General features: G+C 57.9%; 9 protein-coding genes, 2 tRNA genes and 3 pseudogenes. 12 read left to right on the forward strand and 2 right to left on the reverse strand.

The window, feature by feature from the left end:
* The first annotated feature begins 490 nt into the window (after positions 1-490).
* The 12 genes and pseudogenes from secG to CINSTRO3249_RS05400 all read left to right on the forward strand — a co-directional run bounded on the left by secG (position 491) and on the right by CINSTRO3249_RS05400 (position 13,208).
* Positions 491-824, forward strand: a pseudogene (gene secG / locus CINSTRO3249_RS05345) (preprotein translocase subunit SecG).
* A gap of 57 nt (positions 825-881) precedes the next feature.
* Positions 882-968, forward strand: a tRNA-Leu gene (locus tag CINSTRO3249_RS05350).
* Positions 969-1,027: 59 nt separating this feature from the next.
* Positions 1,028-1,104: transfer RNA gene (locus CINSTRO3249_RS05355), tRNA-Met, on the forward strand.
* Between the two features lie 214 nt (positions 1,105-1,318).
* A complete protein-coding gene (gene rimP, locus CINSTRO3249_RS05360) occupies positions 1,319-1,771 on the forward strand; it encodes a ribosome maturation factor RimP (protein ID WP_074012500.1) in 453 nt (150 codons plus the stop codon).
* Between the two features lie 21 nt (positions 1,772-1,792).
* On the forward strand, positions 1,793-3,280 hold the full coding sequence (gene nusA, locus CINSTRO3249_RS05365) for a transcription termination factor NusA (RefSeq protein WP_074012492.1): 1,488 nt from the start codon (positions 1,793-1,795) through the stop codon (positions 3,278-3,280).
* Positions 3,281-3,305: 25 nt separating this feature from the next.
* Positions 3,306-6,014, forward strand: coding sequence for a translation initiation factor IF-2 (gene infB, locus CINSTRO3249_RS05370; RefSeq protein ID WP_074012493.1), 2,709 nt, complete (start codon positions 3,306-3,308; stop codon positions 6,012-6,014).
* A 68-nt stretch (positions 6,015-6,082) separates the two neighbouring features.
* Positions 6,083-6,499, forward strand: a complete 417-nt coding sequence (gene rbfA, locus CINSTRO3249_RS05375; RefSeq protein WP_074012494.1) for a 30S ribosome-binding factor RbfA — start codon at positions 6,083-6,085, stop codon at positions 6,497-6,499.
* A complete protein-coding gene (truB, locus tag CINSTRO3249_RS05380; RefSeq protein ID WP_074012495.1) occupies positions 6,499-7,440 on the forward strand; it encodes a tRNA pseudouridine(55) synthase TruB in 942 nt (313 codons plus the stop codon). The genes rbfA and truB overlap by 1 nt, the downstream gene beginning before the upstream one ends.
* Before the next feature lie 117 nt (positions 7,441-7,557).
* On the forward strand, positions 7,558-7,827 hold the full coding sequence (gene rpsO / locus CINSTRO3249_RS05385) for a 30S ribosomal protein S15 (RefSeq protein ID WP_074012496.1): 270 nt from the start codon (positions 7,558-7,560) through the stop codon (positions 7,825-7,827).
* Between the two features lie 256 nt (positions 7,828-8,083).
* The gene (gene pnp, locus CINSTRO3249_RS05390) at positions 8,084-10,201 is read left to right on the forward strand and encodes a polyribonucleotide nucleotidyltransferase (protein WP_074012501.1); all 2,118 of its coding nucleotides are present in this window, start codon (positions 8,084-8,086) and stop codon (positions 10,199-10,201) included.
* Positions 10,202-10,333: 132 nt separating this feature from the next.
* Positions 10,334-11,221 (forward strand): lipoprotein NlpI, encoded by an 888-nt coding sequence (gene nlpI / locus CINSTRO3249_RS05395; RefSeq protein ID WP_074012497.1) that lies wholly within the window; start codon positions 10,334-10,336, stop codon positions 11,219-11,221.
* Between the two features lie 178 nt (positions 11,222-11,399).
* Complete coding sequence (locus CINSTRO3249_RS05400; protein ID WP_074012498.1) at positions 11,400-13,208, forward strand: DEAD/DEAH family ATP-dependent RNA helicase; 1,809 nt, start codon at positions 11,400-11,402, stop codon at positions 13,206-13,208.
* Between the two features lie 285 nt (positions 13,209-13,493).
* Here CINSTRO3249_RS05400 and CINSTRO3249_RS05405 read toward each other — a convergent pair.
* Both CINSTRO3249_RS05405 and CINSTRO3249_RS05410 read right to left on the reverse strand, forming a co-directional pair.
* Positions 13,494-14,509: pseudogene (locus CINSTRO3249_RS05405) on the reverse strand (luciferase-like monooxygenase).
* A 323-nt stretch (positions 14,510-14,832) separates the two neighbouring features.
* Positions 14,833-15,126 (reverse strand): annotated as a pseudogene (locus tag CINSTRO3249_RS05410) (U32 family peptidase); the annotation flags it as partial.
* Positions 15,127-15,237: the final 111 nt, after the last annotated feature.

Below are 15,237 nucleotides of genomic sequence, written 5' to 3' on the forward strand. Positions count from 1 at the left end.
CGTCATATGCTGTTTAACCAGCGTCTGATATCGGCGGGTAAGGCGAGAGTCAATCCCGCCAACAGATAGGTTGAAATCATTCTGCAAAGTAATAACAGGTATCACGATAAATGTGTAGATACCTATGGCGCTAAGGCGGTGAACGCCGCGCGCTAAGGTGAAGGGCCCGGCGCTGAGGTAATGAAAGCCGCAGGCTGAGGCGTAAGGCCCGGCGCTGAGGCGTTCTGCCGAGGCGGCAATTTACGGGGGCAGTGACAGGGCGTCAGCGCCCACCGTGGTCCTGGCCGGTGACGTTGACCGGCGGCGACGCTTAAGCGGCGAGCGGCACTGGCGTTTTTTTCCGCAAACGGTCAGCCAGCCGTAAAATGCCCTTGCACGCGAGGGGCGCTTTGGTTAGTATTCACACCCGCTTCAGTCGGTGACATCAGGTGCTGTATTGGGGCTGCGATAGCTTAACGTGCGGTGGTTACCGCAAGGATACTGAAAGATTATGTACCAAGCTCTGTTAGTCATATTCCTGTTGGTAGCGGTCTGCTTGGTTGCGCTGATCATGCTGCAACAAGGTAAAGGTGCTGATATGGGAGCCTCGTTCGGTGCAGGCGCCTCTGGCACCCTGCTTCGGTTCAAGCGGTTCCGGTAACTTCATGACCCGTATGACGGCCGTGCTGGCAACGCTGTTTTTCGTTCTCAGCCTGGTGCTGGGCAACCTGAGCAGCAATCATGGTCAGAAAGGCAGCCAGTGGGATAACCTGAATCAGGCTCAGCAGGCGGATAAGGCACCAGCCGAAGCGCCGGCGAAACCGGGTAGTGATATTCCGCAGTAAGCGTTAAGCGTTGCCCGACAGGGCAATCGTAAAGAAGCGCAAGAACCGATAGAAAGTGCCGAGGTGGTGGAATTGGTAGACACGCTACCTTGAGGTGGTAGTGCCCGATTGGGCTTACGGGTTCAAGTCCCGTCCTCGGTACCAATCCCAGAGATAACTTGCTTTTTTGGGGTTATCAGCGTAGTATTTTCAGCGTTTTCGGACGCGGGGTAGAGCAGCCTGGTAGCTCGTCGGGCTCATAACCCGAAGGTCGTCGGTTCAAATCCGGCCCCCGCAACCACATTCCCTTAGAGTGCTTTTTCAAATATACTGTCTGTAGGCGTTAGGTTTACCATCACAGGCGTTTGAAAAATGATTCTTCTGGAATGGTTTCAAAGCCGCCTGCGGTTTACAGGGTCCAGTCACTTAACGCCCCGATCTTTTCGGGGTTTTTTGTTATTTCACTACAGTAATACTGGGCTAATTAGCCCTTTTTTTATGTCTTGGGGGTGGCCTTGTCCACATTAGAACAAAAATTGACTGAGATGATCACTGCACCCGTGGAAGCCTTGGGGTTTGAGCTGGTGGGTATTGAATTCATTCGTGGCCGCCAGTCGACGCTACGTATTTATATCGATAGTGACGAGGGCATCACCGTTGATGATTGTGCTGATGTAAGCCACCAGGTCAGCGCGGTACTGGACGTCGAAGACCCTATCTCCGTGGCCTATAGCCTTGAGGTCTCATCACCGGGTCTGGATCGCCCGCTGTTTACCGCCGCGCATTATCGCCAATTTACCGGTAGCGACGTCAGCGTGGTGTTGCGTATCGCGGTGCAAAACCGCCGTAAATGGCAGGGGGCCATCAAAGCGGTCGACGGTGAAATGATCACGGTGACGGTGGATGGAAAAGATGAAGTGTTCGCTTTGCACAATATTCAGAAAGCGAACCTGGTACCCCACTTTTAACGTTTTACTGAGGCAACTAGGATGAATAAAGAAATTCTGGCTGTTGTTGAGGCAGTGTCCAACGAGAAAGCCGTCCCGCGAGAAAAGATTTTCGAGGCGCTAGAGACGGCACTGGCCACGGCAACGAAGAAAAAATACGAACAGGAAATCGAAGTTCGCGTCAGCATCGATCGTAAGTCGGGGGACTTCGATACCTTCCGCCGTTGGCTCATTGTGGACGAAGTGACGCAACCCACCCGGGAAATCACGCTGGACGCGGCGCAATTTGACGATCCTACGGCGCAGCTTGGCGGCTATGTCGAAGACGAGATCGAATCGGTGGTGTTCGACCGCATTACCACCCAGACCGCCAAACAGGTCATCGTGCAGAAAGTGCGTGAAGCCGAACGGGCGATGGTGGTCGATCAGTTCCGCAGCCACGAAGGCGAGATCGTCACCGGCGTGGTGAAAAAAGTGAATCGGGACAGCATCAGCCTCGATCTGGGCAGCAATGCTGAAGCGGTCATTGGCCGCGAGGACATGCTGCCGCGGGAAAATTTCCGTCCCGGCGACCGTATCCGCGGCGTGTTGTATTCGGTCCGCCCGGAAGCGCGCGGCGCGCAGCTGTTTGTCAGCCGGTCACGGCCGGAGATGCTGGTCGAGCTGTTTCGCATAGAAGTACCGGAAATCGGTGAAGAAGTGATTGAAATCAAGGCCGCCGCCCGCGATCCGGGCTCACGGGCGAAAATCGCCGTGAAGACCAACGACAAGCGCATCGATCCGGTCGGCGCCTGCGTCGGTATGCGCGGTGCGCGCGTTCAGGCGGTTTCAAGCGAATTGGGCGGCGAACGTATTGATATCGTGCTGTGGGATGATAATCCGGCCCAGTTTGTTATCAACGCCATGGCGCCTGCCGATGTCGCGTCCATTGTGGTGGACGAGGACAAGCACACCATGGACATCGCGGTAGAAGCGGGCAATCTGGCCCAGGCTATCGGCCGCAACGGGCAAAACGTCCGGTTGGCTTCCCAGCTCAGCGGCTGGGAGCTAAATGTAATGACGGTAGAAGATCTGCAGGCAAAACATCAAGCTGAAGCCCATGCGGCCATCGATATCTTTACCCGCAATCTGGATATCGATGAAGAGTTCGCGACTGTACTGGTGGAAGAAGGTTTCTCATCCCTTGAGGAGCTGGCCTACGTTCCGATAAACGAACTGCTGGAAATTGAAGGGCTCGATGAGGAAACGGTGGAAGCGCTGCGCGAACGGGCGAAGAATGCGCTGACCACGCTTGCGCTGGCGCAGGAAGAGAATCGCGGCGCGGGCGTACCGGCTGAAGACCTGCTGGGTCTGCCTGAACTTGAGCGCGACATGGCGTTCAAACTGGCGGCGTGTGGTGTTTGTACGCTGGAAGATCTTGCCGAACAGGGTGTCGACGATCTGTCAGATATTGAAGGGCTGAGTAGTGAAAAAGCCGGCGAGCTTATCATGGCCGCGCGCAATATTTGCTGGTTTGGCGACAACACGTAATAAACTGTAGCAGGAAAGGAACAGCATGACAGATGTAACCGTAAAATCGCTCGCCGCTGAAATACAGACTCCGGTCGATCGCCTGGTACAGCAATTTGCTGATGCGGGCATTGATAAAACCGCAGTAGATTCTGTGACCCAGCAGGAAAAAGAAACCTTACTGGCGCACCTAAACCGCGATCGCGGCGCGTCGCCCAATAAATTAACTTTGCAGCGCAAAACGCGTAGCACCTTGAATATTCCCAGCACCGGCGGTAAAAGTAAGTCGGTGCAAATTGAAGTGCGCAAAAAGCGCACCTATGTGCAACGCGATCCGCAGGCGCAGGAGCAGGCTGAAGCGGAAGAACAGGCCAGACGTGAAGCGGAAGAGCTGGCTCAGCAGCAGGCCCAGCGCGACGCTGCCGAAAAAGCGCAGCGCGACGCTGAAGAAAAAGCAAAACGCGCGGCTGAAGATAAGGCCAAGCGTGAGGCCGCTGAACAGGCGAAACGTGTGGCAGCGGAAAGTGATAAATTGACTAACCAGCAGACCAATACTATGACCAAGTCACCACAGGCGGCTGAAAAAGCTCGCCGTGAAGCCGAAGCCGCAGAGCTTAGACGCAAAGCGGAAGAGAAAACGCGTCGCAAGGTCGAAGAGAAGGCTCGCGAGGTCGCGGAAGAAGCGCGCCGTATGGCCGAAGAACGCGGCGGCACCTGGGATAACGCGCCTGAGCCGGCGGAGGAAGATACCACTGATTATCACGTCACGACCTCCCATCACGCCCGGGAAGCCGAAGACGAAAACGATCGCAAAGTGGAAGGCGATCGCCGCAGCCGCACCCGCGGCGGAAAAGCGACCAAGCAGAAAAAGACCAGCCGCCTGTCTGAATCCAAGGCCGATCGCGAAGAAGCGCGTGCCGTGGGCCGTGGCGGCAAGGGCAAGCGTAAACCGAGCACCCTGATGCAGGGCTTCAACAAGCCGGCGCAGGCGGTGAACCGCGATGTGGTCATCGGCGAAACCATCACGGTTGCGGAATTGGCCAACAAAATGGCGGTGAAAGGATCACAGGTCATCAAGGCGATGATGAAGCTGGGCGCCATGGCGACCATCAACCAGGTGATCGATCAGGAAACCGCGCAATTGGTGGCGGAAGAAATGGGTCACAAGGTGATTTTGCGCCGTGAGAACGAGCTGGAAGAGTCGGTGATGTCCGATCGCGACACCGGCAGCTCCGCCGCCGCGGAATCCCGCGCGCCGGTGGTGACCATCATGGGACACGTCGACCACGGTAAAACCTCGCTGCTGGATTATATCCGCTCTACCAAAGTGGCGGCAGGCGAGGCGGGCGGCATCACCCAGCATATCGGTGCCTATCATGTGGAAACCGATAACGGCATGATCACCTTCCTGGACACCCCGGGGCATGCGGCCTTTACCGCCATGCGCGCCCGTGGCGCACAGGCGACGGATATCGTGGTGCTGGTGGTGGCCGCCGACGACGGCGTCATGCCGCAGACCATCGAAGCCATTCAGCACGCCAAGGCGGCCAAAGTGCCGGTGGTGGTCGCGGTTAACAAAATCGATAAACCGGAAGCGGATCCCGATCGGGTCAAGAATGAGTTGACCCAATACGGCGTCATTCCAGAAGAGTGGGGCGGCGAAAGCCAGTTCGTACATGTTTCCGCCAAATCCGGCGCGGGCATTGACGAGCTGTTGGACGCCATCCTGCTGCAGGCGGAAGTGCTGGAGCTGAAAGCAATCCGCAACGGCATGGCCAGCGGTGTGGTTATCGAATCCTTCCTGGATAAGGGCCGTGGCCCGGTTGCTACCGTGCTGGTGCGTGAAGGCACCTTGAACCGGGGCGACATTGTGCTGTGCGGTTTCGAGTACGGCCGCGTGCGCGCCATGCGCGACGAAGTGGGTCGTGATGTGGCCTCCGCCGGCCCCTCGATTCCGGTTGAGATCCTCGGCCTGTCCGGGGTGCCGGCCGCCGGTGATGAAGCGACGGTGGTGCGCGACGAGAAGAAAGCGCGTGAAGTGGCGCTGTACCGTCAAGGCAAGTTCCGCGAAGTTAAACTGGCGCGCCAGCAGAAGTCCAAGCTGGAAAACATGTTCGCCAACATGACCGAAGGGGAAGTGTCCGAGCTGAACATCGTGCTGAAATCTGACGTGCAGGGTTCCGCCGAAGCGATCAGCGACGCGCTTGAGAAGTTGTCCACCGATGAAGTGAAGGTGAAGATTGTCGGCTCCGGCGTGGGCGGCATTACCGAAACCGACGCGACGCTGGCGGCAGCCTCCAACGCTATCCTGCTGGGCTTTAACGTGCGTGCCGATGCGTCCGCCCGTCGCGTTATCGAAACGGAAAACCTGGATCTGCGCTATTACTCGGTCATCTACGACTTGATTGACGAAGTCAAACAGGCGATGAGCGGCATGCTGGCGCCGGAATACAAACAGGAAATCATCGGTCTGGCGGAAGTGCGCGATGTGTTCCGTTCGCCGAAATTTGGCGCTATCGCGGGCTGCATGGTGACGGAAGGCGTGGTGAAACGTCACAACAAGATCCGCGTCCTGCGTGAAAACGTGGTGATCTACGAAGGTGAACTGGAGTCGCTGCGCCGTTTCAAAGACGACGTCAACGAAGTGCGTAACGGCATGGAATGCGGCATCGGCGTCAAGAACTATAATGACGTTCGCTCAGGCGACGTCATCGAAGTGTTTGAAACCATCGAGATCCAACGTACCATTGCCTGATAACGCGTTATCGGCAGCGCACATCACAGGGGGGCGAACAGCCCCCCTGCTTGTCTGGAGAATTTACCATGGCCAAAGAATATAGCCGCACCCAGCGCGTCGCCCAGGAGATGCAAAAAGAAATCGCCATCATCCTGCAGCGCGAAATCAAAGATCCCCGCGTCGGCATGGCGACGGTGTCAGGCGTAGAAGTGTCGCGCGATCTGGCTTATGCCAAAGTGTTCGTTACCTTTCTGAACGACAATACCCCTGAGCAGGTCAAAACAGGGGTCCGGGCGCTGCAGGATGCGGCGGGTTTCATCCGCAGCCTGCTGGGCAAAGCCATGCGCCTGCGCGTGGTGCCTGAATTGACCTTCGCCTACGATAATTCGCTGGTTGAAGGTATGCGCATGTCTAATCTTGTAAGCCAGGTGGTGCAAAATGACCGCCTGCGCCGGGGCGCAAGCCCGGCGGATGAGACGGATAGCGAGGATAAGGAAGACTGATGGGCCTTCCAAGTCGCCGTGGCCGTGATATTGACGGCATCGTCCTGATGGATAAACCGCTTGGGATCTCGTCCAACGATCTGTTGCAAAAGGTCAAACGGTTGTTTCGCGCCAATAAGGCTGGGCACACCGGTGCGCTGGATCCGCTGGCGACCGGCATGCTGCCCGTCTGCCTCGGCGAGGCGACCAAGTTTTCCCAGCATCTGCTGGAGGCGGATAAACGCTATCGGGTCACCGCCCGGCTCGGCGAACGCACCGATACCTCCGACGCCGAGGGCCAGACGGTCAGCGTCCGCCCGGTATCGCTGGATAAGGCACGTCTGGAGGCGGCGCTGAACCACTTCCGTGGTGAAAGCAGCCAGGTGCCGTCCATGTTTTCCGCGCTGAAACATCAGGGGCGTCCGCTGTACGAGTACGCCCGCAAAGGCATTACGGTAGAGCGTGAAGCGCGTCCTATTCACGTCTACGAGTTACAGTTACACCACTGGGATGTAACGCAGGTGGAACTGGAAATTCATTGTTCCAAAGGCACCTACATCCGCACCATTATTGATGATCTGGGTGAACGTCTCGGCTGCGGCGCCCACGTCACGGCGCTGCGTCGGCTGGCGGTTGCCCGCTATCCCACCGAGCGTATGGTCACGCTTGCGGCGCTGAAGGCCATTGCCGCCGATGCGCCGGAAGCGCCGGAAACCCTGACGCAGCTGGACGCGCTGCTGTTGCCGATGGACAGCGCGGTGGCGGATATGCCGGCGGTCAATTTGCCGTCTGATCTCGCCGCGCGGGTGCGCCTGGGGCAAACGGTAGCGGTTACAGCGCAGCCGCAGACCGGTTTGGTACGCCTGACCGAAGGGGACGCCGGGCGCTTTTTCGGCATCGGCGAAATCGCCGCACCGGGCCGGCTGACGCCGCGCCGCCTGATAGCGGAACCGCGTGCCTGATCATGTAATCGCCTTGCGATCGGCACGGGCTGAGAGTAGAATAGCGCGGCTTATGAAGCGGGTGGCTGAATTAGAGATCGGCGCCCATCTATTTCACAATCATTTTGGAGTGTTATAATGTCTCTAAGTGTTGAAGCGAAAGCGAAAATTGTTACTGATTTCGGCCGTGATGCCAAAGACAGCGGTTCCACTGAAGTTCAGGTTGCTCTTTTAACCGCTCAGATTAGCCATTTGCAGGGCCATTTTGCGGAACATAAAAAAGATCACCACAGCCGCCGTGGTCTGCTGCGTATGGTTTCACAACGTCGTAAGTTGCTCGACTACCTGAAGGGCAAAGATGTGGCGCGTTACACCAGCCTTATCGAACGCCTGGGTCTGCGTCGCTAAGCCAGACAGTTTCAGGAGCAAGGGGCCTTATGTGGCCCCTTTCTTCTAGGCAGCGCTCATCCCGTGACAGGGGCTCACCCGCGCGGCGGTGAATGCTAAGTAGATTCTTCCATTGCTGAGGTTCGCGCGGCTAATGAGAGGCTTTATCCGTCGGGATAAGGATTGTCATTAGTCGCGAGGATGCGATGAGAAGGTTGTTAGTCAACAGTGGGCGGTCTGATTGAAAGCGCCGCGCACTTTGAAAAAGGAAATCATTTTGCTAAATCCGATTGTTCGCAAGTTTCAATACGGCCAGCATACCGTCACGCTGGAAACCGGTATGATGGCCCGTCAGGCGACTGCCGCAGTCATGGTAAGCATGGACGACACGGCGGTATTTGTGACCGTCGTGGGCGCCAAACAAGCAAAACCGGGACAGAGCTTCTTCCCGCTGACCGTCAACTATCAGGAGCGGACCTACGCCGCCGGCCGTTTCCCGGGCGGGTTCTTCCGCCGCGAAGGCCGCCCGAGCGAAGGCGAAACGCTGATTTCGCGCCTGATTGACCGTCCGATCCGTCCGCTGTTCCCGGAAGGTTTCCTGAACGAAGTGCAGGTTATCGCCACCGTGGTCTCGGTTAACCCGCAGGTCAGCCCCGATATCGTGGCGATGATTGGCGCTTCCGCCGCGCTGAGCCTGTCCGGCATTCCGTTCAGCGGCCCTATCGGCGCCGCACGCGTGGGCTACATCAATGACCAGTATGTGCTGAATCCGACTCAGGCCGAACTGGCGACAAGCCGTCTGGATCTGGTCGTTGCCGGTACCCAGAACGCCGTGCTGATGGTGGAATCCGAAGCGCAACTGCTGAGCGAAGATCAAATGCTCGGCGCCGTGGTCTATGGCCACGATCATCAGCAGGTCGTGATTGACAACATCAATCAGCTGGTGGCTGAAGCCGGCAAGCCGAAATGGCAATGGCAGGCGCAGGACGTTAACGCCGACCTGCAGGCGCAGGTCGCCGAGCTGGCGGAATCCGGTCTGGGCGACGCCTACCGTATCACCGAGAAGCAAGAGCGCTATGCCGCGGTTGACGCTATCAAAGCGAATGTCGTAGAAGCCTTAACGGGCCAGGATGAGACGCTGGACGCAGGTGAGATCAAGGACATCCTGGGCGCGCTTGAGAAAAGCGTCGTGCGTAGCCGCGTGCTGCGTGGCGAACCGCGTATCGACGGTCGGGAAAAGGACATGATTCGCGGCCTGGACGTGCGCACCGGCGTATTGCCGCGTACCCACGGGTCGGCGCTGTTCACCCGCGGTGAAACCCAGGCGCTGGTCACCGCCACCCTGGGCACCGAGCGTGATGCACAGAATATTGATGAATTGACGGGTGAACGGACAGACCGTTTCCTGCTACACTATAATTTCCCTCCGTACTGCGTCGGTGAAACCGGCATGGTGGGGTCGCCGAAGCGTCGCGAAATCGGCCACGGCCGTTTGGCGAAACGCGGTGTTCTGGCGGTAATTCCGAACGCCAGCGAATTCCCCTACACCGTGCGCGTGGTATCGGAAATCACCGAGTCGAACGGCTCCTCCTCCATGGCCTCCGTGTGCGGCGCTTCATTGGCGCTGATGGACGCCGGGGTGCCCATTAAGGCGGCCGTTGCCGGTATCGCCATGGGCCTGGTGAAAGAAGGCGACAACTTTGTCGTATTATCCGATATTCTGGGTGATGAAGATCATCTGGGCGATATGGATTTCAAAGTTGCCGGCAGCCGTGAAGGCGTTACCGCGCTGCAGATGGACATTAAAATCGAAGGCATCACCCGCGAAATCATGCAGGTGGCGCTGAATCAGGCCAAGGGTGCGCGTATGCACATCCTGGGCGTGATGGAACGGGCGATTAGCTCGCCGCGCGGCGATATTTCCGAATTCGCGCCGCGTATTCATACCATCAAAATCAGTCCCGATAAGATCAAGGACGTGATTGGTAAAGGCGGTTCGGTTATCCGCGCGCTGACGGAAGAAACCGGCACGACGATCGAAATCGAAGATGACGGCACCGTGAAAGTGGCGGCCACCGACGGCGATAAAGCCCGTCACGCCATCCGTCGCATCGAAGAGATCACCGCTGAAATCGAAGTGGGCCGCATTTACAACGGTAAAGTGACCCGCATCGTCGATTTCGGTGCCTTTGTTGCCATCGGTGGTGGCAAAGAAGGGCTGGTGCATATCTCCCAGATTGCCGATAAGCGTGTAGAGAAAGTGGCTGATTATCTGGAACTGGGCCAGGAAGTGCCGGTTAAGGTCCTCGAAGTGGACCGTCAGGGTCGCGTTCGCCTGAGTATTAAGGAAGCCAGTGCCCCCAGCCAGGACGCCGCGGTGCCTGAAGCAGAATAGCCTTAAACTGTTAGCGCATTTAACAGCTCCTTGCCCCGGTGGGGAGCTGTTCGTATCACAAGGGCGGGACGCCTTGTGTTAAGCCGATGGGGGACAGGACGTTCATCCAATGTTTTTCTTCGGGAGTGGGAAATGAGGCCTTACTTGCGCTGGTGGTTCGTTGCAATGGCGTTAATGCTGGCAGGATGCAGCAACAGTGATTGGCGGAGTAAAGATAGCGTTCTGGCCGTTCCTTTGCAGCCGACGCTACAGCAAGAAGTCATCCTGGCGCGTATGGAACAAATACTGGCGAGCCGGGCCCTTACCGATGATGAACGCGCACAGCTATTATATGAGCGCGGAGTGCTGTATGATAGTCTTGGGCTGAGAGCGCTGGCGCGCAATGATTTTTCACAAGCGCTGGCAATCCGACCCGATATGCCGGAAGTTTTCAATTATCTTGGCATATACTTAACGCAGGCGGGTAATTATGATGCCGCCTATGAAGCGTTTGATTCTGTACTAGAGCTTGATCCAACTTACAACTACGCGTATTTAAACCGTGGCATCGCCCTGTATTACGGCGGCCGCTACCGTTTAGCGCAGGATGATCTGCAGGCGTTTTATCGCGACGACCCAAACGATCCCTTCCGCTCGCTGTGGCTTTTCCTGGTCGAGAAAAAAATCGACGATGGGAAAGCGCTTAACGCGCTACAAAGCCGTTATGTGAGGGCGAATAAAGGGCAATGGGGATGGAATATTGTCGAGTTCTACCTGAAGGACATTAGCGAATCGACGCTAATGGCGCGCCTCAAGGCGGACGCAACGGATAACACTTCGCTCGCCGAGCATCTCAGTGAAACTGACTTCTATTTAGGTAAACACTACCTGAGTCTGGGGGACAAGAACGCCGCTTCGGCGCTGTTCAAACTGACGGTTGCTAACAACGTACATAACTTTGTTGAGCACCGCTATGCATTGTTGGAATTGGCGCTATTGGGCCAAGGGCAAGACGACCTATCAGAATCGGACCAGCAATAGCTGACGAACAAAACTTAAGCAGCCTGCATTCTCTTTTTTTTTCACCTGCGAGGGTGAGGGCTTGTTTTTTTCGTTATAAATCCAATTTGAGCCGGTTCACACTTTTGATGAAAATGAATGAAAATTTTCACGACGAGGTATTTAGACTGGCCGCCATTAAGAAATGAGGCACGTGTACATGTCTGAAGTAGAAACCTCTTTTGCCGATCTGGGGCTGAAAACCCCTATCCTGAATGCACTGACCGATCTCGGTTATGAAAAGCCGTCACCCATCCAGGCTGCCTGTATTCCGCACCTGTTGGCCGGCGGTGATGTATTGGGGATGGCGCAGACCGGCAGCGGCAAAACCGCGGCCTTTGCCCTGCCGCTGTTGCACAATATCAAAACTGAACTCGCCGCGCCGCAGGTGCTGGTTCTGGCACCGACCCGCGAACTGGCGGTACAGGTGGCAGAAGCCTGCGCCGATTTCGCCAAGCATATGAAAGGCGTCAACGTGGTCGCCCTGTACGGTGGTCAGCGTTATGACGTGCAATTACGCGCGCTGCGCCAGGGCCCGCAGGTCGTGGTCGGCACCCCTGGCCGTCTGCTGGATCATCTGAAGCGCGGTACGCTGGATTTGTCCAATTTAAGCGGACTGGTGCTGGACGAAGCCGATGAAATGCTGCGCATGGGCTTTATCGAAGACGTCGAAAATATTTTGGCGCAGGTGCCCGCGGAGCATCAGACCGCGCTGTTCTCCGCCACCATGCCGGAAGCGATTCGCCGCATCACGCGCCGGTTCATGAATGAACCGCAGGAAGTGCGTATCCAGTCCAGTGTGACCACCCGTCCCGATATCAGCCAGAGCTACTGGACGGTTCAGGGTATGCGCAAGAACGAAGCGCTGGTGCGTTTCCTGGAAGCGGAAGATTTCGACGCCGCCATTATCTTCGTGCGCACCAAAAACGCGACGCTGGAAGTGGCCGAAGCGCTTGAACGTAGCGGTTATAACAGCGCCGCCCTGAACGGCGACATGAACCAGGCGCTGCGCGAGCAGACGCTGGATCGCCTGAAGGATGGCCGTCTGGACATTCTGATTGCTACCGACGTCGCCGCCCGCGGCCTGGACGTTGATCGCCTCAGCCTGGTGGTGAACTACGATATTCCGATGGATTCCGAATCCTACGTGCACCGTATCGGCCGTACCGGTCGTGCCGGCCGCGCTGGCCGGGCGCTGCTGTTCGTGGAAAACCGCGAGCGCCGTCTGCTGCGCAATATTGAGCGCATCATGAAGCTGACCATCCCGGAAGTGGACCTGCCGACCGCCGAGGTGCTGAGCACCCGTCGTCTGGCCAAGTTCGCCGCCAAGGTGCAAAACCAGCTGGAAAGCAGCGATCTTGATCTGTACCGCGCGCTGCTGGCAAAATTGCAGCCGGCGGAAGAGCTTGATATGGAAACGTTGGCCGCAGCGCTGTTGAAAATGGCCCAGGGCGAACGCCCGCTGATCCTGCCGCCGGATCCGGTGATTGATCGCCGTCCGCGCCGTGAGTTCCGCGAGCGCGACGAGCGCCGGGAAGGTGGCGAACGTCCGCAGCGCCGTGAACGTCGCGATGTGGGCGAAATGGACCTCTATCGTATTGAGGTGGGTCGTGATGATGGGGTGGAAGTTCGCCACATCGTCGGCGCGATCGCCAACGAAGGGGATATCAGCAGCCGCTATATCGGCAATATTAAATTATTCGCCTCCCACTCAACCATTGAACTGCCGAAAGGCATGCCGGGGGAAATGCTGTCTCACTTCACCCGCACGCGTATTCTGAACAAGCCGATGAATATGCAGTTCGTGGGTGAAGCGCAGTCGCGCGGCGGCGAGCGTCGCGGCGGCCCGGCTGCAGGCGCCGGTGGTCGTGGCAATTACGGCGGCGAACGCCGTGATGGTCAACGCGCGCCGCGTCGCGATGGCGACACCGCACCGGCCAGCCGCCGTCGTTTCGGCGGTGACGCGTAATCCCAAATGACTCGGCGAGACGTCACCTTCGGGTGGCGCCCGGCTCGCGGCAAATAAGCCTGCGGCCGCGCCTGGTATTAAAAACCCGCCTTCGGCGGGTTTTTTTTGGCCTTTATCGGGTCGATGAGAGCTGATGGTGTTCTCGGCATTTACCGGCTTGATGGTTCGGGCAGCGTCCTCGACACTGACCAGGGAAGTGAGTGTGGGCGACGACCTCGGCATGCGTCGGGTGAAGGGTTCAGGCGGCGTGTACGACATACGCCGCGCCGCCTGAGCTCGCGCGGCTCAGCCTCGCAAGTGTTCCCGTACCGACATGGCAATGTCAAATGAGCGCAGGCGCGCCTGATGATCAAAAATCTGACCGTTGATCATCAGCTCATCGGCGCCGGTGTCCTGCACCAGCGCCTCCAGTCCGCTTTTAACCTGCCCGGCATCGCCGACCACCGACAGCCGCAGGGCCTGCTCCACGCCATAATGCTCACCCGGCGACCACAGCGCCTCGATATCGCTCACCGGCGGCGGCAGCGGGCCAGGCCGGCCGCGGCGCAGGTTGATAAATTGCTGCTGCATCGAGGTGAACAGGAAGCGGGCGTCGCGCTCGCTGTCGGCGGCGATCACATTGATACACACCATGGCATAAGGCTCCGCCAGCGCGCGCGCGACGGTTTAAAATGCTCGCGGTACAGGCTCAGCGCCTGCCACAACATGTCCGGCGCGAAATGAGAAGCAAAGGCGAAGGGCAGGCCCATCGCCGCCGCCAATTGCGCACTGTATAGGCTGGAACCAAGCAGCCAAATCGGCACATGCAGCCCTTGCCCCGGGACCGCCTGTACCGGCTGGCCCGGTTTGACATCGTCGAAGTAGCCGATTAATTCCTGTACATCGTGCGGGAAATTGTCCACTTCATTGGCAAGGTGGCGGCGTAGCGCCAGCATGGTGCGCTGATCGGTGCCCGGCGCGCGACCCAGCCCCAAATCCACCCGGCCGGGGTAGAGCGTCTCCAGGGTGCCGAATTGTTCGGCAATCACCAGCGGCGAGTGGTTGGGCAGCATGACGCCGCCGGAGCCGACGCGCAAGGTCGTGGTGCCGCCGGCAATATGCCCCAGCAATACCGAGGTGGCGGCGCTGGCGATGCCGGTCATATTGTGATGTTCCGCCATCCAATAGCGATGGTAGCCCCATCGCTCGGCGTGGCGCGCCAAATCCAGAGAGGCGTTGAAGGCATCGCGCGGCGTCGCGCCCTGCGGCACCGGGGAAAGATCCAGCACGGAAAATGGAATGGGTGTCTGTTTGGTCAGCATGAGCATACTCACAGGTTGTCTACGCCGCAACTTTGGCGGCTAATGATAACCATGAGTATTAACTAAAACATCAGGCAGCGATAGCCCATTATTTATTGTGGTTATTCGGCGCTGACGACCGCTAAGGCGTAGGGTGCCAGGTCTGTTCCCCGCCGTAATGCGCGACGCATTATCTATTGCCCAGGTAAGGGCGTAGCGTCTCGGGCGGGCATGATCGCCGTCGTGCCGCGGCGTTGCCGCCGTGCCGCCGGCGCGGGAGCACAGCCACGCCGGTGTGGTTCAACAGCCTTATCGGCGGCATCATGCCTAACCCATTAACGGTGTTACTCCACCAGCGCCAGACCGGGGATGCGGCGCCAGTAACCGTTGCAGTCCTTCTGACCGCTGAGCGCCGCGGGGTGTTCCCCCTGGTGGTTGGCGCGAAATAGCGCCACCTGTTCTGGCGTCGACAGATCTTGCGGTGACAGACGTACTACATCCACCAGACCCGCCATTGATACCTGTTCATTGATGAGATTATAACAGTAGCCGCTCTGGGTTTGGATGCCGTTTAGCACGAAGACCTGTTGCTGCTCCTGGGTCATGACCGGCCGCCCCTGGGGGCATAGGTATCTACACATTTATCGTGATACCTGTTATTACTTTGCAGAATGATTTCAACCTATCTGTTGGCGGGATTGACTCTCGCCTTACCCGCCGATATCAGACGCTGGTTAAACAGCATATGA

The sequence above is a fragment of the Candidatus Sodalis sp. SoCistrobi genome, assembly GCF_900143145.1.
Lineage (GTDB): Bacteria > Pseudomonadota > Gammaproteobacteria > Enterobacterales > Enterobacteriaceae > SoCistrobi.

Coding starts and splice junctions, on each gene's coding strand:
- nusA (WP_074012492.1), top strand. CDS start 1,793: ATGAATAAAGAAATTCTGGCTGTTGTTGAGGCAGTGTCCAACGAGAAA.
- infB (WP_074012493.1), top strand. CDS start 3,306: ATGACAGATGTAACCGTAAAATCGCTCGCCGCTGAAATACAGACTCCG.
- rbfA (WP_074012494.1), top strand. CDS start 6,083: ATGGCCAAAGAATATAGCCGCACCCAGCGCGTCGCCCAGGAGATGCAA.
- truB (WP_074012495.1), top strand. CDS start 6,499: ATGGGCCTTCCAAGTCGCCGTGGCCGTGATATTGACGGCATCGTCCTG.
- rpsO (WP_074012496.1), top strand. CDS start 7,558: ATGTCTCTAAGTGTTGAAGCGAAAGCGAAAATTGTTACTGATTTCGGC.
- nlpI (WP_074012497.1), top strand. CDS start 10,334: ATGAGGCCTTACTTGCGCTGGTGGTTCGTTGCAATGGCGTTAATGCTG.
- CINSTRO3249_RS05400 (WP_074012498.1), top strand. CDS start 11,400: ATGTCTGAAGTAGAAACCTCTTTTGCCGATCTGGGGCTGAAAACCCCT.